This window comes from Vagococcus intermedius, assembly GCF_029144185.1.
Taxonomy (GTDB): Bacteria; Bacillota; Bacilli; order Lactobacillales; family Vagococcaceae; genus Vagococcus_D; species Vagococcus_D intermedius.
Map to the genome: position 1 here is coordinate 123,505 of NZ_CP110232.1, position 25,085 is coordinate 148,589.

General features: G+C 35.7%; 15 protein-coding genes, 1 tRNA gene, 3 rRNA genes and 1 riboswitch. Of the genes, 13 read left to right on the plus strand and 6 right to left on the minus strand.

Translation table 11 applies throughout. From position 1 onward, the window contains the following. The 4 genes from OL234_RS00640 to OL234_RS00655 all read left to right on the plus strand — a co-directional run bounded on the left by OL234_RS00640 (position 1) and on the right by OL234_RS00655 (position 3,387). Positions 1-2,913: ribosomal RNA gene (locus tag OL234_RS00640) — 23S ribosomal RNA — on the plus strand. A 91-nt stretch (positions 2,914-3,004) separates the two neighbouring features. After that, a 5S ribosomal RNA gene (gene rrf / locus OL234_RS00645) occupies positions 3,005-3,120 on the plus strand. 56 nt (positions 3,121-3,176) lie between these two features. Then, a 5S ribosomal RNA gene (rrf, locus tag OL234_RS00650) occupies positions 3,177-3,292 on the plus strand. 22 nt (positions 3,293-3,314) lie between these two features. After that, positions 3,315-3,387 (plus strand) — tRNA-Val (locus OL234_RS00655). A gap of 115 nt (positions 3,388-3,502) precedes the next feature. Here the strand turns inward: OL234_RS00655 and OL234_RS00660 are convergent. Beyond that, positions 3,503-4,606 carry an ABC transporter ATP-binding protein gene (locus OL234_RS00660; protein ID WP_275469251.1) on the minus strand — a complete coding sequence of 368 codons (1,104 nt, stop codon included), beginning with the start codon at positions 4,604-4,606 and terminating at the stop codon, positions 3,503-3,505. 176 nt (positions 4,607-4,782) lie between these two features. Here OL234_RS00660 and mgsA point away from each other — a divergent pair, with 176 nt between their 5' ends. From mgsA to OL234_RS00675, 3 genes are all read left to right on the plus strand, one after another. After that, positions 4,783-5,211: a methylglyoxal synthase gene (gene mgsA, locus OL234_RS00665; RefSeq protein WP_275469252.1), complete on the plus strand. Its 429-nt coding sequence runs from the start codon at positions 4,783-4,785 to the stop codon at positions 5,209-5,211. 171 nt (positions 5,212-5,382) lie between these two features. Then, positions 5,383-5,487: riboswitch (THF riboswitch) on the plus strand. Positions 5,488-5,616: 129 nt separating this feature from the next. Then, positions 5,617-6,141, plus strand: coding sequence for a folate family ECF transporter S component (locus tag OL234_RS00670; protein ID WP_275469253.1), 525 nt, complete (start codon positions 5,617-5,619; stop codon positions 6,139-6,141). Positions 6,142-6,314: 173 nt separating this feature from the next. Beyond that, on the plus strand, positions 6,315-7,133 hold the full coding sequence (locus OL234_RS00675; protein WP_275469254.1) for a ZIP family metal transporter: 819 nt from the start codon (positions 6,315-6,317) through the stop codon (positions 7,131-7,133). 38 nt (positions 7,134-7,171) lie between these two features. Here the strand turns inward: OL234_RS00675 and OL234_RS00680 are convergent, their stop codons facing one another. Then, on the minus strand, positions 7,172-7,363 hold the full coding sequence (locus OL234_RS00680; RefSeq protein WP_275469255.1) for a hypothetical protein: 192 nt from the start codon (positions 7,361-7,363) through the stop codon (positions 7,172-7,174). Between the two features lie 642 nt (positions 7,364-8,005). Between OL234_RS00680 and OL234_RS00685 the strand changes: the two genes are divergently transcribed. From OL234_RS00685 to OL234_RS00705, 5 genes are all read left to right on the plus strand, one after another. Next, positions 8,006-9,196, plus strand: coding sequence for a glycine C-acetyltransferase (locus OL234_RS00685; protein WP_275470083.1), 1,191 nt, complete (start codon positions 8,006-8,008; stop codon positions 9,194-9,196). A gap of 50 nt (positions 9,197-9,246) precedes the next feature. Next, complete coding sequence (locus tag OL234_RS00690; protein ID WP_275469256.1) at positions 9,247-10,212, plus strand: NAD-dependent epimerase/dehydratase family protein; 966 nt, start codon at positions 9,247-9,249, stop codon at positions 10,210-10,212. Positions 10,213-10,340: 128 nt separating this feature from the next. Continuing rightward, complete coding sequence (locus OL234_RS00695) at positions 10,341-11,297, plus strand: L-lactate dehydrogenase (RefSeq protein ID WP_275469257.1); 957 nt, start codon at positions 10,341-10,343, stop codon at positions 11,295-11,297. 162 nt (positions 11,298-11,459) lie between these two features. Beyond that, entirely contained in the window at positions 11,460-12,161 is a 702-nt protein-coding gene (locus OL234_RS00700) for a response regulator transcription factor (protein ID WP_275469258.1), read from the plus strand. Next, a complete protein-coding gene (locus OL234_RS00705; protein WP_275469259.1) occupies positions 12,139-14,301 on the plus strand; it encodes a sensor histidine kinase in 2,163 nt (720 codons plus the stop codon). The genes OL234_RS00700 and OL234_RS00705 overlap by 23 nt, the downstream gene beginning before the upstream one ends. A 43-nt stretch (positions 14,302-14,344) precedes the next feature. On the opposite strand, the gene OL234_RS00710 is transcribed toward OL234_RS00705, so the two are convergent. The 3 genes from OL234_RS00710 to OL234_RS00720 form a co-directional block, all read right to left on the minus strand. Further along, complete coding sequence (locus tag OL234_RS00710) at positions 14,345-15,196, minus strand: DegV family protein (RefSeq protein ID WP_275469260.1); 852 nt, start codon at positions 15,194-15,196, stop codon at positions 14,345-14,347. Next, the gene (locus OL234_RS00715; protein ID WP_275469261.1) at positions 15,189-15,767 is read right to left on the minus strand and encodes a DUF1836 domain-containing protein; all 579 of its coding nucleotides are present in this window, start codon (positions 15,765-15,767) and stop codon (positions 15,189-15,191) included. The genes OL234_RS00710 and OL234_RS00715 overlap by 8 nt, the downstream gene beginning before the upstream one ends. Positions 15,768-15,879: 112 nt before the next feature. After that, positions 15,880-16,068 (minus strand): hypothetical protein, encoded by a 189-nt coding sequence (locus OL234_RS00720; protein ID WP_275469262.1) that lies wholly within the window; start codon positions 16,066-16,068, stop codon positions 15,880-15,882. A 505-nt stretch (positions 16,069-16,573) separates the two neighbouring features. On the opposite strand from OL234_RS00720, the gene OL234_RS00725 reads away from it, so the two are divergent. Beyond that, entirely contained in the window at positions 16,574-24,313 is a 7,740-nt protein-coding gene (locus tag OL234_RS00725) for an LPXTG cell wall anchor domain-containing protein (RefSeq protein ID WP_275469263.1), read from the plus strand. A 97-nt stretch (positions 24,314-24,410) separates the two neighbouring features. On the opposite strand, the gene OL234_RS00730 is transcribed toward OL234_RS00725, so the two are convergent. Continuing rightward, complete coding sequence (locus tag OL234_RS00730; protein WP_275469264.1) at positions 24,411-24,917, minus strand: DUF2165 domain-containing protein; 507 nt, start codon at positions 24,915-24,917, stop codon at positions 24,411-24,413. Positions 24,918-25,085: the final 168 nt, after the last annotated feature.

Sequence of the window (25,085 nt, forward strand, 5' to 3'; positions counted from 1 at the left end):
GGTTAAGTTAATAAGGGCGCACGGTGGATGCCTTGGCACTAGAAGACGATGAAGGACGGGACTAACTCCGATATGCTTTGGGGAGCTGTAAGTAAGCTATGATCCAGAGATTTCCGAATGGGGAAACCCGGCAGCTGTCATAGGCTGTCATCATATACTGAATACATAGGTATATGAGGTGAGACGCAGAGAACTGAAACATCTAAGTACCTGCAGGAAGAGAAAGAAAATTCGATTACCTTAGTAGCGGCGAGCGAAACGGTAAGAGCCCAAACCAAGAAGCTTGCTTCTTGGGGTTGTAGGACTCAAATATGGTAGTTGTGATGGATAGTCGAATCGACCTGGAAAGGTCAGCCGTAGTGGGTAAAAGCCCCGTAGGCGAAATTGATCACACACCTATGAGTATCCTGAGTACGGCGGAACACGAGAAATTCCGTCGGAATCCGCGGGGACCATCCCGCAAGGCTAAATACTCTCTAGTGACCGATAGTGAACCAGTACCGTGAGGGAAAGGTGAAAAGCACCCCGGGAGGGGAGTGAAATAGATCCTGAAACCGTGTGCCTACAACAAGTCAAAGCCCGTTAATGGGTGATGGCGTGCCTTTTGTAGAATGAACCGGCGAGTTACGATAGCATGCGAGGTTAAGATGAAGAGTCGGAGCCGTAGCGAAAGCGAGTCTGAATAGGGCGCTTGAGTATGTTGTCGTAGACCCGAAACCATGTGATCTACCCATGGCCAGGTTGAAGGTGCGGTAAAACGCACTGGAGGACCGAACCCACGTACGTTGAAAAGTGCGGGGATGAGCTGTGGGTAGCGGAGAAATTCCAATCGAACTTGGAGATAGCTGGTTCTCTCCGAAATAGCTTTAGGGCTAGCCTCGGATTAAGAATGATGGAGGTAGAGCCACTGTTTGGACTAGGGGCCCATCTCGGGTTACCGAATTCAGATAAACTCCGAATGCCATCCATTCATATCCGGGAGTCAGACTGCGAGTGATAAGATCCGTAGTCGAAAGGGAAACAGCCCAGACCACCAGCTAAGGTCCCAAAATATATGTTAAGTGGAAAAGGATGTGGGGTTGCACAGACAACTAGGATGTTGGCTTAGAAGCAGCCACCATTTAAAGAGTGCGTAATAGCTCACTAGTCGAGTGACCCTGCGCCGAAAATGTACCGGGGCTAAACATATTACCGAAGCTGTGGAATGTACTTTTGTACATTGGTAGGAGAGCGTTCTAAGGGCGTTGAAGGTAGATCGTGAGGACTACTGGAGCGCTTAGAAGTGAGAATGCCGGTATGAGTAGCGAAAGACAGGTGAGAATCCTGTCCACCGTATGACTAAGGTTTCCTGGGGAAGGCTCGTCCTCCCAGGGTTAGTCGGGACCTAAGCCGAGGCCGATAGGCGTAGGCGATGGACAACAGGTTGATATTCCTGTACCAGTAGTATTTGTTTGACCAATGGAGGGACGCAGTAGGCTAAGAAATCCACACGACTGGAAGTGTGTGGCCAAGCAACAAGTCTTGATGTGAGTAAAATGCTTACGTCTTCAAGGACAAGTTGTGATGGGGAGGGAAATAAAGTACCGAAGTTTCTGATGTCACACTGCCAAGAAAAGCTTCTAGTTAGAATACAACTGCCCGTACCGCAAACCGACACAGGTAGTCGAGGCGAGTAGCCTAAGGTGAGCGAGCGAACTCTCGTTAAGGAACTCGGCAAAATGACCCCGTAACTTCGGGAGAAGGGGTGCTGGTCTCCGGACCAGCCGCAGTGAATAGGCCCAAGCGACTGTTTATCAAAAACACAGGTCTCTGCAAAATCGAAAGATGACGTATAGGGGCTGACGCCTGCCCGGTGCTGGAAGGTTAAGAGGATGGGTTAGCTTTATGCGAAGCTCAGAATTGAAGCCCCAGTAAACGGCGGCCGTAACTATAACGGTCCTAAGGTAGCGAAATTCCTTGTCGGGTAAGTTCCGACCCGCACGAAAGGCGTAACGATTTGGGCACTGTCTCAACGAGAGACTCGGTGAAATTTTAGTACCTGTGAAGATGCAGGTTACCCGCGACAGGACGGAAAGACCCCATGGAGCTTTACTGTAGTTTGATATTGAATGTTTGTGACACATGTACAGGATAGGTAGGAGCCGTAGAGCTCGGTACGCTAGTATCGAAGGAGGCGTTGGTGGGATACTACCCTTGTGTTATGACCATTCTAACCCGCGCCACTTATCGTGGCGGGAGACAGTGTCAGATGGGCAGTTTGACTGGGGCGGTCGCCTCCTAAAGAGTAACGGAGGCGCTCAAAGGTTCCCTCAGAATGGTTGGAAATCATTCGCAGAGTGCAAAGGCATAAGGGAGCTTGACTGCGAGACCTACAAGTCGAGCAGGGTCGAAAGACGGACTTAGTGATCCGGTGGTTCCGCATGGAAGGGCCATCGCTCAACGGATAAAAGCTACCCTGGGGATAACAGGCTTATCTCCCCCAAGAGTCCACATCGACGGGGAGGTTTGGCACCTCGATGTCGGCTCGTCGCATCCTGGGGCTGTAGTCGGTCCCAAGGGTTGGGCTGTTCGCCCATTAAAGCGGCACGCGAGCTGGGTTCAGAACGTCGTGAGACAGTTCGGTCCCTATCCGTCGCGGGCGTAGGAAATTTGAGAGGAGCTGTCCTTAGTACGAGAGGACCGGGATGGACACACCGCTGGTGTACCAGTTGTTCTGCCAAGGGCATTGCTGGGTAGCTACGTGTGGACGGGATAAACGCTGAAAGCATCTAAGCGTGAAGCCCCCCTCAAGATGAGATTTCCCATTTCTTCGGAAAGTAAGACCCCTGAGAGACGATCAGGTAGATAGGCTAGGAGTGGAAGTACAGTGATGTATGGAGCGGACTAGTACTAATCGGTCGAGGACTTAACCAAGAATTTAAACGTAGGATCAAGGAATGTTTTGATTAAACTTTAACATCCAGTTTTGAGTGAGCAATTACTCAATTTAATAGATATCTAAGAGTGTGGTGATGATGGCAAGAAGGATACACCTGTTCCCATGCCGAACACAGAAGTTAAGCTTCTTAGCGCCGATGGTAGTTGGGGGTTTCCCCCTGTGAGAGTAGGACGTCGCCACGCTTAGATATTATTAAGACTAAACTCAAGTGAGTTTATTTTTTTTCTTATATGTAAAGTGTGGTAGTGATGGCAAAAAGGATACACCTGTTCCCATGCCGAACACAGAAGTTAAGCTTTTTAGCGCCGATGGTAGTTGGGGGATTCCCCCTGTGAGAGTAGGACGTTGCCACGCATACATGTAGGAATGATCTTCAGGAGGTTTAGCTCAGCTGGGAGAGCATCTGCCTTACAAGCAGAGGGTCAGCGGTTCGATCCCGTTAACCTCCATAATTAATTGAATGAAAAAGAAACACAGTTAACATGAACTGTGTTTCTTTTTTTGCGTGTTCTCATGTTCCATTGAATTTAGGAGACCACTTTTTTAGTATCAACTAGTAAAATATTAGCGAATGATCTCTTCTGTTTGTTTATCAAAAAAATGACCTTTATTAAGGTTAAAAGCTAGTTCAATCACTTCACCAGGTAAATAACTTTCATGAGCATCAACTTTTGAAATAAATTCTGTATCGCCTACAAGAGTGTAAAGCATGGTTTCAGCTCCTAATAATTCTGCTACAACTACTTCTGATTTTACAACAGACTCAGGGGAAGTCTCTAAGGCAATCGGAGCACTATGAATGTCTTCAGGCCTAATTCCGAATATGAGCTCTTTTCCCTCATAGCCGTGTTCTTTTAATAATTTATACTTTCCTTCAGGTAGGGTCAAATTCAAACCATGTTTATTTGAGATAATACCTTCATTTAAAGAAACATTAAAAAAGTTCATGGCAGGTGAGCCAATAAAACCAGCAACGAAGACGTTATCTGGTGTATCATAGACTTCCTTTGGGGAACCAATTTGTTGAATGAATCCATCCTTCATAATGACGATGCGATCAGCCATTGTCATAGCTTCTGTTTGATCATGTGTGACATAAATGGTTGTGGTTTCTAACCGACGATGTAGTTTTGCAATTTCAGCACGCATGGCTACTCGTAATTTTGCATCCAGGTTTGATAAAGGTTCATCCATCAAAAAGACTTTAGCATCTCTCACAATAGCACGGCCTAAAGCAACTCTTTGACGTTGTCCTCCAGAGAGAGCCGCTGGTTTACGTTGTAAATAATCAGTCAAACCTAATATTTCAGCTGCATTCTCAACCCGTTGTTTGATGTCTTCCTTAGGGTATTTACGAAGCTTCAAACCGAAAGCCATATTATCAAAAACGGTCATGTGAGGGTATAAAGCATAGTTTTGAAAGACCATCGCAATATCGCGATCTTTAGGGGCGATATTGTTCATTAGTTTATCTCCAATAAATAACTCACCTTCACTAATATCTTCCAACCCTGCAACCATACGTAAAGTAGTTGATTTTCCACAACCAGAGGGTCCGACAAAAACAATAAATTCTTGATCTTTTATATTTAAGTTAAAATCTGTTACGGAATAACATTCATTATTATCATATTTTTTATGAATTCCTTTTAATGCAATCTCTACCATGCTGATTCCTCCATATTCTTATTTAACTTGCCCTAACTAGAGTATAAATGAAAGCGTTATCTTTTTGTATGGCAACTTTGCACAATTAAAATACTTAAATCTGTGTATAGTGCCAAATAGTCATAATAATTCAAGTTAATATGCTACAATAAGAATATGTGAAAGGAGTGACTGTTATGAATATTGCTTTAATAGCACATGATCGAAAAAAAGAAACGATGATTAAGTTGACGACAGCGTATACGTTTATTTTAAAAGAACATACATTATATGCAACAGGGACAACAGGGACAAAAATCATGGAGGCAACAGGTTTAGAGATTCATTGCTTTAATTCGGGTCCCTTAGGAGGCGATCAACAAATTGGGGCACTTATATCAGAGAATAAGATAGATTTGGTCATATTTTTACGTGATCCACTGTCATCTCAACCTCATGAACCTGATGTTAATGCATTGATTCGCTTGTGTGATGTTTATGAGGTGCCTTTAGCAACTAATATCGGTTCAGCAGAAGTATTAATTAGAGGCCTATCAAAAGGATTATTAGATTTTAGAACAATCCAAAAAGAAGCGACATTAAAGCCTTTAAGTTTTGATAACTAAATTGTTTGTAGTTATAATGAAAAGTGCAAGTTTTGTATTTTTGTAAACGTTTTAATAAGCCGCTAGTACATTCGTAGCTAGTAGCTTATTTTTTTTAGGTTAATCTAGCTGGTGAAATAGCCTCATACAAGTGTTTGTGGTATAGTTGAAGACGGTAGAGATACCAAAAATATCAGAGTAGAAAATAAAGCGTTAAGTGTTGAATGGATGGGATGTTGCCATTTGAACGAAGAACTGTTACAAAAAATAAACTGATTTATTAGCCCAGTCATTGATGGTTGGGAATCTTAAGCTACTGCGGCTTGATAAAGGGTGATGTAAGCATCTGGTTAATTTGTAAGGGTTCGCGGTTTTATTTTTGCATTCGCTGCATAAGTGTAGCAACTCTATTAAGGAGATGCGCAAATGTTTTCAAAAAAAATTACTACTAGAGAAATAGCGTTAATGGGGGTGTTAATGGCACTTCAATTGATCTTAACGCGATTTCTTTCAATCCAAACGCCGTTTGTTAGAATTGGTTTTTCATTTATTCCAACAGCTTTAATGGCGATGACTTTTGGACCAATGTTGACAGGTGTAGGGTCGCTTTTATCAGATTTTGTGGGAATATCTTTATTTCCAGTGACAGGACCTTATTTCCCAGGTTTTTCATTTTCAACATTTTTAACAGGAGTAATTTATGGCTGGTTTTTTTATAAAAAAGAACTGACATGGTCACGAATCATTGTTGCTAATTTATTAGTGACTATAATTGTAGATATTTTTCTAAATACACTATGGTTGTATATGATGATGGGACCCATTGCTATAGCTCAACTTCCTCTACGTGTTGGAAAAAATATTATTCAATTCCCAATAAAAGTTTTCATAATGTATTTTCTTGGTCACAACGTGGTCTTACAAAAGCAACTTACCCGTTTTGCAAAATAATTACTAATCAAATAACATCTATTTCCTCAATCATTTATTGATTGGGGATTTTTTCTTATAGTTAAAAGAATAAAATTATCGGCTATGTAAATACTTTGTCGTTATTTAAACATATGATAAGATAACACTATAATGATAATATATTTTTAATTGTAGGAGATGGAGGTGTCTTAATGATAGATTGGTTATTAACATTAAGTGCATGGCAACAAGCTTTAGTGGGAACTTTATTTACATATGGTATGACAGCATTAGGAGCTGCGTTGGTTTTTTTCTTTAAGGATATAAAGAAAGACATATTAAATTTAATGTTAGGGTTTGCATCAGGTGTTATGATTGCTGCAAGTTTTTGGTCTTTATTAGATCCAGCAATCGAGCAAGCCGAAGCTAATGGGGATATTCCCTGGTTAGTAGCGGGATTGGGTTTTGCTTTAGGAGGACTTTTCTTATATGGTGCAGATCGAGTAATCCCCCATATGCATTTTGGTCCTGAAAAAGCAAAAGAAGGGTTACCAAGTCATTTAAAACGCACAATTTTATTAGTTTTTTCAATCACATTACATAATATTCCAGAAGGACTAGCAGTAGGAGTGGCTTTTGGAGCAGCTAATCAAATGATGGACCCAACGGCAGGGGTTTTAGCTGCGATTTCAGTTGCTATTGGAATAGGGATTCAAAATTTTCCAGAAGGAGCAGCTGTTTCTATTCCTTTAAGACAAGAAGGAATGAGTCGTTGGAAGGCATTTGTTTATGGGCAAGCATCAGGTATTGTTGAGCCAATTGCGGGTGTTTTTGGTGCTATTTTAGTAACTAAATTAACAGCTATTTTACCATATGCGTTAGCTTTTGCAGCAGGAGCTATGATTTATGTCGTAGTAGAGGAGCTGATTCCTGAAGCTCAACAAAATTCTTCTAGTAAAAATCATCATGCTGTTTTTGGTGTCATGGTAGGATTTATTATTATGATGGTGTTAGATGTGGCATTAGGTTAAAAAAAAAGTTCAAGCACTTGCTTGAACTTTTTTTTGCGTTAGTTATGGTAATGAGTAGATACTTTATTTTTATTAAAAAGTAAACGAAATAATAAGAAGGCTAGTCCCATAGGTAGTAAGATATGGAAAGCGAATCCAAGAATACCACCAAGAACGGTTAATAATAAGTAAATAATAATACTAAAGCCAATAAGTCTGAAAATAGTTGTTGTAACGGGTTGATTAGTCATCATGTCTGCCTCCTATTCCTGTGTTTTTAACTTGTTTTAACTATATCAGTTTACTAGGAAAAAGGAGTCCATCTTAGGTCTGATTTTTGATGAGTCGTAAGTCTTGTTTATTTTCTATTAAAGACATTAAGCAATTACTTCACAAAAGATAACGGATACAAAATGATAGTACACACTATTTATGTCACAAAATATTATGGAAGGTCAGTTGTGTTTAAATTTAGAATGTTCCCTTGCTTAAATAGCATCATATAAAGGTAAAATATTTTTTAGAGAGTAAAACTGAAACCTGTGTTAGGAAGAGTTTGTGATGCAATTAATTTTATATAGTGAGTAAAAAAAATTAAATCATTAATCTATTAGGAGGTTACTATTTGTTCTCCATTAAGGTTGTCAAAAGCATGTCTTTATAGTTAATAATAATTAAAAATTAAGATATAAAAGGGATTGAGCATATAATTTATTTCATAGTAAAAGGTTTAAAATAAGAAAATGACTAAATTAATTATAATTAGTTAAGGATGTCTTGAAAGCGGTTGATGTAAAGGTTCATTTAATGTTATTAATAGTATAAGGGTATGTGAAAGATAATAATTAGTAATCGTGTTATGATTATATAAGAATATTAAAGAGGAGGAAATTATTATGAGCAAAGAACTACATGATTTTTTACAAGCAAATTTATCTGAGTTAAGAGAAAAAGGTCTTTACAATGAAATTGAACCATTACAAAGTGCTAACGGTCCAATGATTACAGTTGGTGGACAAGAATTGATTAACTTATCTTCAAATAACTATCTAGGCCTAGCAACAGACGAACGCTTAGTAAAAGCTGCTAAAGACGCATTAGATAAATGGGGAGCAGGAGCAGGAGCTGTTCGTACGATTAATGGGACATTAGAAGTTCATTTAGATTTAGAAAAAGAGTTAGCTAATTTCAAAGGAACAGAGGCCGCTATTGCATATCAATCAGGTTTTAACTGTAATATGGCAGCTATCTCAGCAGTTATGGGTAAAAAAGACGTTATTTTATCGGATGAATTGAATCATGCTTCAATTATTGATGGCTGTCGTTTATCAGGAGCTAAAATTGTTCGTGTTAATCATTCAGATATGGCAGATTTTGCAGCAAAAGCAAAAGAAGTACGTGAGTCAGGTTTATATGAAAAAGCAATGTTCATTACTGATGGTGTCTTTTCAATGGATGGTGATATTTGTAAATTACCAGAAATTGTTGAAATTGCAAAAGAATTTGATTTAATGGTATACGTTGATGATGCTCATGGATCAGGTGTTTTAGGACATGGTCATGGTACAGTAAAACATTTTGGTCTAGAAAAAGAAGTTGATTTCCAAATTGGAACATTATCAAAAGCTATTGGTGTTGTAGGGGGATATGTTGCGGGGAAACAAGAATTAATTGACTGGTTAAAAGTTCGTTCTCGCCCATTCTTATTCTCAACAGCTTTAACGCCAGCCGATGCAGCAGCTGCCAAACGTTCATTACAAATTTTAGATGAAGATACTAGCTTAAATGAAAAACTTTGGGAAAATGCTACTTACTTTAAAGAAAAATTACAAGCTATGGGATTTGAAACGGGTATCACAGAAACACCAATCACACCAGTGATTATTGGTGATGAACAAAAAGCGCAAGATTTCAGTAAACGTTTATATGAAGAAGGTGTCTATGTTAAATCGATTGTCTTCCCAACTGTTCCACTTGGTACAGGTCGTGTTCGTAACATGCCAACAGCTGCACATACAACTGAAATGTTAGACAAGGCATTAGCTATTTATGAAAAAGTTGGAAAAGAGTTTGACTTAATCTAAACAATAAAATAATGTTAACACTTAGTTAACTGTTAAGGAGATAATATAATATGAAAAAAGTATTAGTTACCGGTTCATTAGGCCAAATTGGTTCAGAATTAGTTTATCGTTTGCGTCAAGAAAATGGAATGGATAGTGTCATTGCAACAGATATTCGTTCAATAGAAGGAAGCCCTGTTTGTGAAGAAGGTATTTTCGAAGTTCTTGATGTTACAGACTATGATAAATTTTTAGATTTGGCTAAAAAAAATGACGTTGATACTATTATTCACTTAGCAGCCTTATTATCAGCAACTGCTGAAGCACGTCCAGCCTTTGCTTGGAATCTTAATATGACTGGTCTAATGAATGGGTTAGAAATTGCTCGCGAGTTAGATACTAAATTCTTTGCTCCGTCATCAATTGCGGCTTATGGTCCAGATTCACAAGCAGATAATACACCGCAAGACGATATTATGCACCCAACAACGATGTATGGTGTGACTAAAGTTGCTGGTGAATTATTGGCAGATTATTACCATACTAAATACGGTGTGGATACACGTTCTGTACGTTTCCCAGGGTTGATTTCTTATAAAGTTGAGCCAGGTGGTGGTACGACTGATTACGCTGTAGATATTTATTATGAAGCACTTAAAACCGGTTCTTATAAATCGTTTATCGCAGAAGGTACGTCAATGGATATGATGTATATGGATGATGCGATTGAAGCTATCATCAAATTGATGACGGCAGATGCTGACCGTTTAGTCCACCGTAACGCCTTTAATATTACGGCAATGGCCTTTACACCAGAAGAAATTGCAGCGTCAATTAAAAAAGTTATGCCAGAATTCGAAATGGGTTATGATGTTGATCCAGTCCGTCAAGGAATTGCCGAATCATGGCCAAATTCAATTGATGCAACCTGTGCCAAAGATGAGTGGGATTTTGCACCTAAATTTGATCTAGACGGTATGACAAAAGAAATGTTAGAAAAACTGACAGTTAAATTAAAAGCTGAAGGTAAAATTTAATCGATAAAAAACAGTCAAGTTAGGTGTTACTTACTTGGCTGTTTTTTAATACAATAAATTGTTATTAAATAGAAAAAAAGGGTAGAATAAGGGGAAAGATATCTTTAGTTGATAGAAGGAGTGGTTAGATGGGGCAAAGAAAAGAAAAGGAAAAAATAATTTTAGTTGGAGCAGGCGATGTTGGTTCAAGTTATGCTTTTGCTTTAGTTGCTCAAAATATTGGGCGAGAATTAGGAATCATTGATCTTAATACAGGGAAAAGTGAAGGTGATGCCTTAGATTTATCAGATGGCTTAGCTTTTACGTCTCCTAAAAAAATATATGCTGCGACCTATGCGGATTGTCATGATGCTGATTTGATAGTTATCACAGCAGGGGCGGCTCAAAAAGAGAATGAGACACGTTTAGATTTAATTAATAAAAATCTAACAATTACCAAAGAGATTGTTGATAATATCATGGCTAGTGGTTTTGATGGTATTTTCTTAGTAGCAAGTAATCCAGTTGATATTTTAACTTATGCTGTTTGGAAATTTTCAGGCTTGCCAAGCAATCGTGTGATAGGTTCTGGTACCTCACTTGATAGTGCCCGTTTTCGTCGGTCGTTAGCTAAAATTACTGATGTTGATGCCAGAGATGTTCATGCTTATATTATAGGAGAACATGGTGATACTCAATTTCCAGTATGGTCTCATGCTAACATTGGTGGGTTGCAAATTTATGAATGGGTTAAAAAACACCCTGAGGTAACAGAAGAACGGTTGATAGAATTAGTGACAGATGTTCGTGATGCTGCCTATAAGATTATCGAAAGAAAAGGCTCTACTCATTATGGGATTGCAATTGCTTTAGCACGGATTACCAAGGCAATTTTTGATGATGAAAATGCGATCTTACCTTTATCTGTATATATGGAAGGAACGTATGGTTTGGATAAGTTGTATATCGGGTCACCAGCTGTGATTAATCGTGAGGGGATTAGAAATGTGATTGAAATTCCTCTTAATGATTTAGAAAAACAAAAAATGTTAGAATCGGCTAAAACAATTAGAGATATGCAAGAAAAAGCGTTTAACAAACTATAATTCATAAAATAAAGCAAGTGGTGTAGTTAATACCACTTGTTTTATTTTATCTATCAGCTTAAGCTAGTGATGTTAAGGAAGGTTTAAGAAAATCAGAGCGTAAAAAAGAGTCTGCTTAGGTATAATGTAGAAGTTGGTTAATAAGATGTGGAGGTAAATGATATGAGCAAAATGATTTTAGTTGTAGACGATGATGTAGAAATTAGAAATGCTATTCGTATCTACCTAGAGAGAGAAGATTATCAAGTATTGGAAGCAAGTGATGGATTAGATGCTGTTAAACTAATCGAAAGTAACCCTATTCATTTAGCAATTATTGATGTCATGATGCCCATTCTAGATGGTGTCGAAGCAACTAAAAAAATTCGTGAAATTAGTAATATACCTATTTTAATGTTAAGTGCAAAATCTGAAGATATTGATAAAATTCAAGGGTTACAAGTTGGTGCAGATGATTATTTGACTAAGCCATTTAGTCCGATGGAGTTGATGGCTAGGGTCAAATCACTACTGCGTCGCTATTTAACTTTAGGTGAGTATGAAGGTGAGACGTTAGAAGGAAGTAATAGACTAAAGGTGAGGGGGCTAGAGCTTGACGATCAAACGAAGCAAGTGAGTGTGGATAATTGTCCGGTTAGACTGACAAAAACCGAGTTTAAAATAACAGAATTACTCATGAAAAATCCAGGTAAAGTCTATTCGATTGATGAGATATATGAAGCAGTTTGGGAAGAACCTAGTTTTAATTCAGACAACACTGTATCGGTTCATATTAGAAAGATTAGAGAAAAAATCGAAAAAAATCCTAAAGAACCAGAATATTTAAAGGTGGTGTGGGGTGTTGGCTATAAGATCGAAAAATAAATTATTACTATGTCTAGCTACAGCGCTGCTATTGATGAGTACTGTTATTTTGATTAGGACAGCAGGAGCTTTAACTAAGAAAAACAGTGATATTATAACAGACTACATCAGCCAAGAAGAATTTGGTTCACTTTATATCGAAGATTTTTTGAGTAAATTTAGTAGTAAAACCATTACCGCTGCTGATATTAGCGATAGTCAAGTTGAAAGTTATCGCTATTCATTTGGTGATTTTGAAGGTCAGGTAAATGATGTTATTGGACAGTATCGTTTAGAAATAGAAAGAGCCCAAAGTGCTAAAAATAGTGATTTAGAAAAAGAATTAACAGAAGAGAGACAACGTAAAATCAATGATGTTATTGAAAATTTCACTGATGAAAAAGCTGTCAGAGAAAAAATCGCTACTGCTAAAGTAGACCAGATACTATCATTACGAGATGAGGTCATTAGCCATAGTACCAGCACTATTAATAGTTTAAATAATAATTATTTGTATTATTTAACAAGTAGTGAGGGGAAAGTGTTTCAAAATATTTCTAGACGAGGACAATTGCCTGATTTAGAAATTAAAAGAATTTTAGAAAAACGTGGTATCGGTACCGTCTCACCTCTAAAGATAGGTGTAGCTGCTCCACCAGAATTAGAAGAAATTTGGTGGAATAGTAATGAACCACGTGTGTTAAAAGGTTATGTAACCTTTGTAAAAGGATCAGAGGGTGCTGATTTTTTTTATGATGAGTTAAGATTAATTAATTATGGCAAAGTATTATTTATATTAGGTTTAATCGTGATGACTGTGGGGGGGATCCTTTTAATTTTTTATATGAAATTACCTTTATATGATCGAACATGTCATTGGTTATATAAAATCCCAATTGATATAAGATTTCTATTAAGTATTTGGTTAACTGTAATTATTAGTTTTACAGTGGCAAGCCTAGGAAAGTATCTAACAACAACCGATTGGCGACTTGCGATAGCGATTTTTCTTATAGGCTATGGTTCGATAATATTGGTCAGTATTATTGTCAAAGGAGTTATCTTTAGTTTAGTAAAAAAAGAAGGCTATCAAACGATTAAAGATCAGTTCAATAATAGTGCCTCTTATTTTTTGGCCAAAGCAGCAAGTTTGTTTTTCAAAAAATTACCGACCTATATTCAAGTAACTGTTTTAGTATTTGGAACGTTGATTGTGATACCAATATTATATCAATTTATTTATGAGAATTCAGTAGGGTCATTATTTAGGAAAATTACGTTTTTGAGTCTGGCGATTGGTCTATTAATTATTGTTATTTTATTATTAACTTATAGAGAAAATAAAATACGTCAAGTCATTGAGCAAGTTAACAAAATTATGACGATTTATCAAAAAAAACATCATACTAAGTATGCTTTAACAGAGGTTATCACGGATTTATCAGAATTAGAACGGATGGTGTCAGAAACAGTAATCATGAATGAAAGGACTGAGGAACTTAAAACAGAGTTATTAACTAATGTCAGTCATGATTTAAGAACACCGCTGACCTCTATCATTTCTTATGGTGATCTATTGACTGATCAGACTCTTTCAAATAAGGAAAGAGATGAGTATTTAGCTATCATTAATAAACAGTCACAACGAATGAAACAGTTAATCGATGATTTATTTGAAGTAACTAAAATGAATAATGGTAATGTTACTTTACACATTAAAGAGATAAATTTACAGCAATTATTGCGGCAAACACTAGGAGAGTATGAAGAAGAGATGGCGGAAAAACAGTTACATCTCATCACTAATTTTCCTAATGTAGCAACGACTATTAAAGTAGATGGAGATAAGATGTGGCGGGTATTTGACAACCTTTTTGGAAATGTTATAAAATATGGGTTACCTGGAACACGAGTCTACCTTAAAGTGACAGAACAGGTAGGGACAGTGATGATACAAATTAAAAACATTTCTCGTTATGAATTAAATGAAGAAGCTAGTTCTTTAGTTGAAAGATTTACTCGTGGTGATGAGGCGAGGCAATCTGAAGGATCAGGTTTAGGTTTAGCCATTATCAATGGCATCGTGACTCTTCACAAAGGGCAACTTACAATCGATGTGGATGGAGATATGTTTAAAGTAACAATTATTTTACCCAAATAAAAAGTAGGAAAAGGGCAATCTTTTCCTACTTTTTTTTATTGTATTAACGGGCTAATATACCGAAACCAAGTCCGTCAGGTCCTGCATGAATTCCTAAGGCGGGGCTAACTGGATGGAAGTAGAAATGGTTATAGTTAGGTAAACGTTGTTTTAATGTTTCTGCTAATTTTGTCGCATCTTCTATACAGGCAGTATAAGCTACACCAATGTCATAAGAAGAATGATCTTTAACAAAGGCTTCTGCATCTTGAATCATTTTCTCAAGACTACGTTTACGTCCGCGTGCTTTGGCAATGGTATGATAGACACCATCTTCATTACATGAAATAACCGGATGCAAGTTTAAGGCAGAACCAATGACAGAAGAAACAAGCCCAATTCTGCCTCCTTTTTTTAGATATTCAAGTGTTGAAATACTAAAATAAACGCGGGCATTTTTTACCATATCGTTTAAGCGTGTACGAATGCTTGTTAAATCCAATCCACTATCAATTAGTTCTTTGGCATAGACACCTTGTAAACCGCCACCGATGGCAATGCACTTAGTATCAATCATCACAGTAGTCAGTTCAGGGAAATCTTCTAACATTAATTTTAAAGCATTGTGCGTGCCACTCAAGCCACTAGAAATAGTTGCTACGACTAGTTTTGTATAACCATCAGCAATTATTTTTTCTAGGATATCTGAAATTGATTGGCCAGATGGAAGTGAAGTCGAAGGAATCTCTTCATCAAGTCGTGCGTAAATCTCAGTGTCAGTAATATCTTTTTTATCCGTATAAACGGCATCCTTATAGATAATATTTAGTGGGATTTCATAAACGCCCTCTTTTTGTAGTACTTCCTTAGGTACATCCATTCCAGAATCTACTAATAAAGCAATTGAGTTAGTCATTTTTGTACTCCTTATTGTCAGGTTTAGTTTGATATTTTTTAGTTAATTGATTTAGCATATTCTCTGTCACTAGTTTAGATGTTAAGGCAATGGTTGCGAGTTGTATAGGTTGATAAGTTGTATCTAAGACATCTAACTCGAATTTCACCGTATTTTCATCTACAAAAAATAGCTGGATAGTTTCCTCCATTTGATTACAAAATTGTTCATAAGCTAAAGCATAATCTTGATTTCGTTTGATTTGTAATTCAATCCCTTTTTGAACAATTGCGATATCAAAAGCTTGCTTTAAAATTGTTAAAATGATGAGACGTGCAATATGTCTCCGATCATATCGTTTTTTTATTGGAGCAGGTATCAATTTTTGTTTGACATAATTATTAACCATTGAAGCGGTCAATAGTGGGTGCGTTGATTGGTTGACTTTAAAGGGTTCTGTATAACGTTCTACAAGCGTTACAAGTTGATCCATATAGATATCGATATCGGGCAACTCATCCCATCTTGGAAGATGAATATTTTGTAGGTTTAACTGCCAATTATTTTCATAATCACACATATTTTTCTCCATTACTATTTAATCTAGTTACTAAAACTATATCATATGGTTTTTATTATATCAATATCATAAAAGGTACAAAAAAAGAAACGATTTCAACTGAAATAGTTTCTTTTTTTGTAGATTATTTACCTCCGAATAAACCTTTAACTTTGCCTAAAATATCATCAGCATTGTCACCTAATAAAGCTGTTAAGGCATGTGCTTTTTCACCTAAATCATCTTTATGTTCTTCGATAAATGATTTTGCTTCTTCAATTTTATTATCACCGATTAATTCTTTAGCTTTAGCTACTAATTCTTCTACGTTCATTATAATAGTCAACTCCTTTTTTCAAGTTAACTAATGATAGCACGTTAGCTTAGAATTTGACAATAATAATTGTGTATTAAATGAAAGGAATATGAATGTGTGTCAGATTTTATGAAATAGGTTAATGATGATGAAATAATTTTTTTGAGATGGAAAAAATTCATTAAAAAGGTATTTAAATAGATATTACTAAAAATATGCATACGTTTTTTTTAGCATGATAGGCAGTACATATGTTGATATATCGAACTTTTAACATCTTTTTTATCATAAAATATAAAGAAATTTAAAATTTAGAAAAAAGCTCCTTAGTGAGTATTTGTATACTATCTTTATGTCATCAGACTGTTCTTGTTACTAACGTAATTGAGCAGATAACTGATGAAATCAGCAAATTATTATCGTATGTTTCGTATAATAGTTTGCAATTTTTATGTCTGTTTTATTTCTATTTAATAGAAGAAATAAAAAATCTAACAAACAATTGGGAGGAATATAACAAATTATGCGTAAAATTGATTACCGTAAAAGTATGAATGCAAAGTCCAATAAAAAACTTAATGCAAAGAATTTAGTATTAACAACTGCCATCTTAGGTAGTATGGGGGTTTCAGCAACTCAAGGGATGGCAACATCATTTGCAGCTGAGGTACCAACAACTACAGCTACTGATGGTACTGGTGTTTCACCTTACCTTGGGGTAGGTGACTGGAGAAATAAAATTAAAGTATTTGAAGATACTGCTGGTGTTATTTACATGGAAGGGCAAGGGTTACAAGCCGTAGGTGGTGGACTTGCCGTAACTCACCGTTCTCAATTTGGAATTCCTGCTGAATTAGCAGCTGAGTTCATTGATACTAATGATAACTGGAAACAGTATATTAAATACGAGGTTAAATGGTCAGGTTTAGGCTCTAAATGGAAAACTGTTACTCCAAAGTATGACAAAGGAGCTAAAGCTTTCTATAGTGATAAATGGTATCCAGTATCTCTTGACTTAGGTACAGTTCAAAAAACACGTGTCACTCTTGATTTGGCTAAATGGCATGCGGATACTGATAAAAAAGTAGAACGTATTGCAAGTTATGATTTCACATTTGGTTATAAATCACTTGGTGGTAACGTTGGTTTAGATTTCGGTCAAGCTAAGTACTCATTAGCCGGTGGAGAAAAAATCTATGAAGATAACTGGGTAGAAAATAAAGTTGAACCAACAACTATTCGTACGGAAGATAACAAGAAATTTACTGGTCAAACGATTCAAGATTTAAGAAACGAACATGAATCAACTTATACGATTGACTTATATGTAAATGGCAATCTTTATAGAGAAGGTGTTGAAATTGATTCTGAAGGTAACTGGGAATTTGATTTCGGATCATATGTAAAAGATGGCGATTTAATTACAGCTAAAGTTCATGGTGTCGAAACATTAATAGAAGGTAATGGGGTAAAAGATGACCGTTACTCAGCAGATGCTAACTATACAATTGGTGAAACAGTGCCATTTGAAGAGTGGATTGTAAATGCGCCAATTATTTCAGATGCCTATGATTCAGAAACACAAATTACAGGTATGGCACCATTACAAAACTTACAAAATGATCGTACTTATCAATTAAAAGTATGGGTTAATGGAACATTAGTAGACGCACAAGATCTAACAGGGAATCGTGAAAACTGGTTTGTCAATTTAACTGGAGAAGCTTCTGGTGGAATAGATGAATTAAATGAAAAAGATGTTATCACAGCTCAAATCATTGGTACAGAAGATGTTAAAGAAGGCGAAGGCGAAACACCAGAAGCTTTTGAATTAAGACAAAAAGAAAGTTCTGTAGCCGAAACAATCGTTGGTAAATTTACTGAAGACGATGGAGATTATAAAAAATGGGTAGTTAATCCTGCTGATATTGAGCAAGGTGAAGCTGGTGATACAAAAATCCATGTAACTACGCCAAAACAAAATAAATTTAATAACCGTACCTATACAACAATTGTTTATGTTAATGGTATTGAAGTTGGTCGTTATGATACAGATGCCAATGGTGGAGAACGTGATGTTGATATTACTGGATTCCGTCCATTAGAAGAAGGCGACGTTGTTACAACTGTTGTAGTTGGTCATGAAAATGAACAAGAAGATAAAAACAGTGAAGAATCAGAAATGATTGTTGTTGCGGAAGATTGGAAAATTGTAGATCCAACATTTGATGATGTTAATGCAGGAGATTCATCAATCACAGTTCAAATTCCAGAAGAGCCAACAGATAAAGATCAAAAATATGAATTAGATATTTATGTAGATGGTAAAAAAGTAGGAACAGTTGAAGTAACACCAGGTCAAGAGCAAGAAATTGATTTAAGTCAATTTGGAGTTGATACTTTAGTTGAAGGACAAAAAGTAACTATCTCGCTACATGGTGAAGATAAAGATGGTATTAAACATGAAGGTAACAAAATCACTCATACTGTAGTTGTAGATGATTCAGATTCAGATTCAGATAGTGATTCAGATTCAGATTCAGATTCAGATTCAGATTCAGATTCAGATTCAGATTCAGATTCAGATTCAGATTCAGATTCAGATTCAGATTCAGATTCAGATTCAGATTCAGATTCAGATTCAGATTCAGATTCAGATTCAGATTCAGATTCAGATTCAGATTCAGATTCAGATTCAGATTCAGATTCAGATTCAGATTCAGATTCAGATTCAGATTCAGATTCAGATTCAGATTCAGATTCAGATAGTGATTCAGATTCAGATTCAGATTCAGATTTAGATTCAGATTCAGATTCAGATTCAGATTCAGATTCAGATTCAGATTCAGATTCAGATTCAGATTCAGATTCAGATTCAGATTCAGATTCAGATTCAGATTCAGATTCAGATTCAGATTCAGATTCAGATTCAGATAGTGATTCAGATTCAGATTCAGATTCAGATTCAGATTCAGATTCAGATTCAGATTCAGATTCAGATTCAGATTCAGATTCAGATTCAGATTCAGATTCAGATTCAGATTCAGATTCAGATTCAGATTCAGATTCAGATTCAGATTCAGATTCAGATTCAGATTCAGATTCAGATTCAGATTCAGATTCAGATTCAGATTCAGATTCAGATTCAGATTCAGATTCAGATTCAGATTCAGATTCAGATTCAGATTCAGATTCAGATTCAGATTCAGATTCAGATTCAGATTCAGATTCAGATTCAGATTCAGATTCAGATTCAGATAGTGATTCAGATTCAGATTCAGATTCAGATTCAGATTCAGATTCAGATTCAGATTCAGATTCAGATTCAGATTCAGATTCAGATTCAGATTCAGATTCAGATTCAGATTCAGATTCAGATTCAGATTCAGATTCAGATTCAGATAGTGATTCAGATTCAGATTCAGATTCAGATTCAGATTCAGATTCAGATTCAGATTCAGATTCAGATTCAGATTCAGATTCAGATTCAGATTCAGATTCAGATTCAGATTCAGATTCAGATTCAGATTCAGATTCAGATTCAGATTCAGATTCAGATTCAGATTCAGATTCAGATTCAGATAGTGATTCAGATTCAGATTCAGATTCAGATTCAGATTCAGATAGTGATTCAGATTCAGATTCAGATTCAGATTCAGATTCAGATTCAGATTCAGATTCAGATTCAGATTCAGATTCAGATTCAGATTCAGATTCAGATTCAGATTCAGATTCAGATTCAGATTCAGATTCAGATTCAGATTCAGATTCAGATTCAGATTCAGATTCAGATTCAGATTCAGATTCAGATAGTGATTCAGATTCAGATTCAGATTCAGATTCAGATTCAGATTCAGATTCAGATTCAGATTCAGATTCAGATTCAGATTCAGATTCAGATTCAGATTCAGATTCAGATTCAGATTCAGATTCAGATTCAGATTCAGATTCAGATTCAGATTCAGATTCAGATTCAGATTCAGATTCAGATTCAGATTCAGATTCAGATTCAGATTCAGATTCAGATTCAGATTCAGATTCAGATAGTGATTCAGATTCAGATTCAGATTCAGATTCAGATTCAGATTCAGATTCAGATTCAGATTCAGATTCAGATTCAGATTCAGATTCAGATTCAGATTCAGATTCAGATAGTGATTCAGATTCAGATTCAGATTCAGATTCAGATTCAGATTCAGATTCAGATTCAGATTCAGATTCAGATTCAGATTCAGATTCAGATAGTGATTCAGATTCAGATTCAGATTCAGATTCAGATTCAGATTCAGATTCAGATTCAGATTCAGATTCAGATTCAGATTCAGATTCAGATTCAGATTCAGATTCAGATTCAGATTCAGATTCAGATTCAGATTCAGATTCAGATTCAGATTCAGATTCAGATTCAGATTCAGATTCAGATTCAGATTCAGATTCAGATTCAGATTCAGATTCAGATTCAGATTCAGATTCAGATTCAGATTCAGATTCAGATTCAGATTCAGATTCAGATTCAGATTCAGATTCAGATTCAGATTCAGATTCAGATTCAGATTCAGATTCAGATTCAGATTCAGATTCAGATTCAGATAGTGATTCAGATTCAGATTCAGATTCAGATTCAGATTCAGATTCAGATTCAGATAGTGATTCAGATTCAGATTCAGATTCAGATTCAGATTCAGATTCAGATTCAGATTCAGATTCAGATTCAGATTCAGATTCAGATTCAGATTCAGATTCAGATTCAGATTCAGATTCAGATTCAGATTCAGATTCAGATTCAGATTCAGATTCAGATTCAGATTCAGATTCAGATTCAGATTCAGATTCAGATTCAGATTCAGATTCAGATAGTGATTCAGATTCAGATTCAGATTCAGATTCAGATTCAGATTCAGATTCAGATTCAGATTCAGATTCAGATTCAGATTCAGATTCAGATTCAGATTCAGATTCAGATTCAGATTCAGATTCAGATTCAGATTCAGATTCAGATTCAGATTCAGATTCAGATTCAGATTCAGATTCAGATTCAGATAGTGATTCAGATTCAGATTCAGATTCAGATTCAGATTCAGATTCAGATTCAGATTCAGATTCAGATTCAGATTCAGATTCAGATTCAGATTCAGATTCAGATTCAGATTCAGATTCAGATTCAGATTCAGATTCAGATTCAGATTCAGATTCAGATTCAGATTCAGATTCAGATTCAGATTCAGATTCAGATTCAGATTCAGATTCAGATTCAGATTCAGATTCAGATTCAGATTCAGATTCAGATTCAGATTCAGATTCAGATTCAGATTCAGATTCAGATTCAGATTCAGATTCAGATTCAGATTCAGATTCAGATTCAGATTCAGATTCAGATTCAGATTCAGATTCAGATTCAGATTCAGATTCAGATTCAGATTCAGATTCAGATTCAGATTCAGATTCAGATTCAGATTCAGATTCAGATTCAGATTCAGATAGTGATTCAGATTCAGATTCAGATTCAGATTCAGATTCAGATTCAGATTCAGATTCAGATTCAGATTCAGATTCAGATTCAGATTCAGATTCAGATTCAGATTCAGATTCAGATTCAGATTCAGATTCAGATTCAGATTCAGATTCAGATTCAGATTCAGATTCAGATTCAGATTCAGATTCAGATTCAGATTCAGATTCAGATTCAGATTCAGATTCAGATTCAGATTCAGATTCAGATAGTGATTCAGATTCAGATTCAGATAGTGATTCAGATTCAGATTCAGATTCAGATTCAGATTCAGATTCAGATTCAGATTCAGATTCAGATTCAGATTCAGATTCAGATTCAGATTCAGATTCAGATTCAGATTCAGATTCAGATTCAGATTCAGATTCAGATTCAGATTCAGATTCAGATTCAGATTCAGATTCAGATTCAGATTCAGATTCAGATTCAGATTCAGATTCAGATTCAGATTCAGATTCAGATTCAGATTCAGATTCAGATTCAGATTCAGATTCAGATTCAGATTCAGATTCAGATTCAGATTCAGATTCAGATTCAGATTCAGATTCAGATTCAGATTCAGATTCAGATTCAGATTCAGATTCAGATTCAGATTCAGATTCAGATTCAGATTCAGATTCAGATTCAGATTCAGATTCAGATTCAGATTCAGATTCAGATTCAGATTCAGATTCAGATTCAGATTCAGATTCAGATTCAGATTCAGATTCAGATTCAGATTCAGATTCAGATTCAGATTCAGATTCAGATTCAGATTCAGATTCAGATTCAGATTCAGATTCAGATTCAGATTCAGATTCAGATTCAGATTCAGATTCAGATTCAGATTCAGATTCAGATTCAGATTCAGATTCAGATTCAGATTCAGATTCAGATTCAGATTCAGATTCAGATTCAGATTCAGATTCAGATTCAGATTCAGATTCAGATTCAGATTCAGATTCAGATTCAGATTCAGATTCAGATTCAGATTCAGATTCAGATTCAGATTCAGATTCAGATTCAGATTCAGATTCAGATTCAGATTCAGATTCAGATTCAGATTCAGATTCAGATTCAGATTCAGATTCAGATTCAGATTCAGATTCAGATTCAGATTCAGATTCAGATTCAGATTCAGATTCAGATTCAGATTCAGATTCAGATTCAGATTCAGATTCAGATTCAGATTCAGATTCAGATTCAGATTCAGATTCAGATTCAGATTCAGATTCAGATTCAGATTCAGATTCAGATTCAGATTCAGATTCAGATTCAGATTCAGATTCAGATTCAGATTCAGATTCAGATTCAGATTCAGATTCAGATTCAGATTCAGATTCAGATTCAGATTCAGATTCAGATTCAGATTCAGATTCAGATTCAGATTCAGATTCAGATTCAGATTCAGATTCAGATTCAGATTCAGATTCAGATTCAGATTCAGATTCAGATTCAGATTCAGATTCAGATTCAGATTCAGATTCAGATTCAGATTCAGATTCAGATTCAGATTCAGATTCAGATTCAGATTCAGATTCAGATTCAGATTCAGATTCAGATTCAGATTCAGATTCAGATTCAGATTCAGATTCAGATTCAGATTCAGATTCAGATTCAGATTCAGATTCAGATTCAGATTCAGATTCAGATTCAGATTCAGATTCAGATTCAGATTCAGATTCAGATTCAGATTCAGATTCAGATTCAGATTCAGATTCAGATTCAGATTCAGATTCAGATTCAGATTCAGATTCAGATTCAGATTCAGATTCAGATTCAGATTCAGATTCAGATTCAGATTCAGATTCAGATTCAGATTCAGATTCAGATTCAGATTCAGATTCAGATTCAGATTCAGATTCAGATTCAGATTCAGATTCAGATTCAGATTCAGATTCAGATTCAGATTCAGATTCAGATTCAGATTCAGATTCAGATTCAGATTCAGATTCAGATTCAGATTCAGATTCAGATTCAGATTCAGATTCAGATTCAGATTCAGATTCAGATTCAGATTCAGATTCAGATTCAGATTCAGATTCAGATTCAGATTCAGATTCAGATTCAGATTCAGATTCAGATTCAGATTCAGATTCAGATTCAGATTCAGATTCAGATTCAGATTCAGATTCAGATTCAGATTCAGATTCAGATTCAGATAGTGATTCAGATTCAGATTCAGATTCAGATTCAGATTCAGATTCAGATTCAGATTCAGATTCAGATTCAGATTCAGATTCAGATTCAGATTCAGATTCAGATTCAGATTCAGATTCAGATTCAGATTCAGATTCAGATTCAGATTCAGATTCAGATTCAGATTCAGATTCAGATTCAGATTCAGATTCAGATTCAGATTCAGATTCAGATTCAGATTCAGATTCAGATTCAGATTCAGATTCAGATTCAGATTCAGATTCAGATTCAGATTCAGATTCAGATAGTGATTCAGATTCAGATTCAGATTCAGATTCAGATAGTGATTCAGATTCAGATTCAGATTCAGATTCAGATAGTGATTCAGATTCAGATTCAGATGGTGAACATGGAAACGGTGGAAACGGATCTAACGGAAACGGTGGAAAAGGTTCTAACGGATCTAAAGCTAATGGTGGAAAAGGTTCTAACGGATCTAAAGCTAATGGTGGAAAAGGTTCTAACCAAGGTAAATTACCACAAACTGGTGAAGAGTCTAACGGTGTTGCTTTAGGATTAGGTGCAGCTTTAGTTGCAGCTTCTGGTGCATTCGTATTCTTCAGAAGAAAAAAATAATATCTAATTAAAATTAGATAGATAAAAAATCCTCTCTAGTTAGATCAGAGAGGTCATAAAAAAAGCCAACTCATAGATTCAGTGAGTTGGCTTTTTTTTATGTAAATTCACTAGGTTCAGGCATTTGGTATAAAGTGAGTAGACTGATAAAAATAATAGATAACCAAGCAGCAATAGGCTGACCATTCCAAGAGGGGGATAACCACATCTTGAACCATTCTCCTCCTAAATCGATAAAGCCAAAAAACCAAATTGCTAAAGTTAGAATTAAGGTAATATAGCCCCAAAATTTAGCTTTTTCAAATGTTTTTTTATCTTCATTAAAAGCTTTTATCATTTTATATAAAGCTAAAATACCAATAAAAAAAGTGAGAGATTCACAGGTGATTAAAAAATTATAAGCGATTTTCCAAATAGTAGGATTTTGAATACCACGCCAATGAACGACTGATTCAACAGTATCCATGGACATAACATGTTGGACAAATTGATAATTATCACTCCAAGCAAAAATAGCATTATCAAGGATGACAAAAAAAGTAAAGGATGTTGGGATTAATACCGATAGTAGTTTCAATAAACGGTTCCATTTGATTTCATTCATATTAACTCCTCCTTTAAAGTCATCATATACTTCAAAGATGTTTTTTAGAATGTATTATCAAAAAATTAACTAAGTGTAAAAATATAGGGGATGAAGAAGAGATTATTGTAACTTGGTGAGAATGTAATGATGTGTAAGAATTTACTATTATCAACTGTTATTTTACAA

Bases quoted from the DNA above. Each gene is read 5' to 3' on its own strand.
- OL234_RS00660 (WP_275469251.1), bottom strand. From the start codon at position 4,606: ATGGTAGAGATTGCATTAAAAGGAATTCATAAAAAATATGATAATAAT.
- mgsA (WP_275469252.1), top strand. From the start codon at position 4,783: ATGAATATTGCTTTAATAGCACATGATCGAAAAAAAGAAACGATGATT.
- OL234_RS00670 (WP_275469253.1), top strand. From the start codon at position 5,617: ATGTTTTCAAAAAAAATTACTACTAGAGAAATAGCGTTAATGGGGGTG.
- OL234_RS00675 (WP_275469254.1), top strand. From the start codon at position 6,315: ATGATAGATTGGTTATTAACATTAAGTGCATGGCAACAAGCTTTAGTG.
- OL234_RS00680 (WP_275469255.1), bottom strand. From the start codon at position 7,363: ATGACTAATCAACCCGTTACAACAACTATTTTCAGACTTATTGGCTTT.
- OL234_RS00690 (WP_275469256.1), top strand. From the start codon at position 9,247: ATGAAAAAAGTATTAGTTACCGGTTCATTAGGCCAAATTGGTTCAGAA.
- OL234_RS00695 (WP_275469257.1), top strand. From the start codon at position 10,341: ATGGGGCAAAGAAAAGAAAAGGAAAAAATAATTTTAGTTGGAGCAGGC.
- OL234_RS00700 (WP_275469258.1), top strand. From the start codon at position 11,460: ATGAGCAAAATGATTTTAGTTGTAGACGATGATGTAGAAATTAGAAAT.
- OL234_RS00710 (WP_275469260.1), bottom strand. From the start codon at position 15,196: ATGACTAACTCAATTGCTTTATTAGTAGATTCTGGAATGGATGTACCT.
- OL234_RS00715 (WP_275469261.1), bottom strand. From the start codon at position 15,767: ATGGAGAAAAATATGTGTGATTATGAAAATAATTGGCAGTTAAACCTA.
- OL234_RS00720 (WP_275469262.1), bottom strand. From the start codon at position 16,068: ATGAACGTAGAAGAATTAGTAGCTAAAGCTAAAGAATTAATCGGTGAT.
- OL234_RS00725 (WP_275469263.1), top strand. From the start codon at position 16,574: ATGCGTAAAATTGATTACCGTAAAAGTATGAATGCAAAGTCCAATAAA.
- OL234_RS00730 (WP_275469264.1), bottom strand. From the start codon at position 24,917: ATGAATGAAATCAAATGGAACCGTTTATTGAAACTACTATCGGTATTA.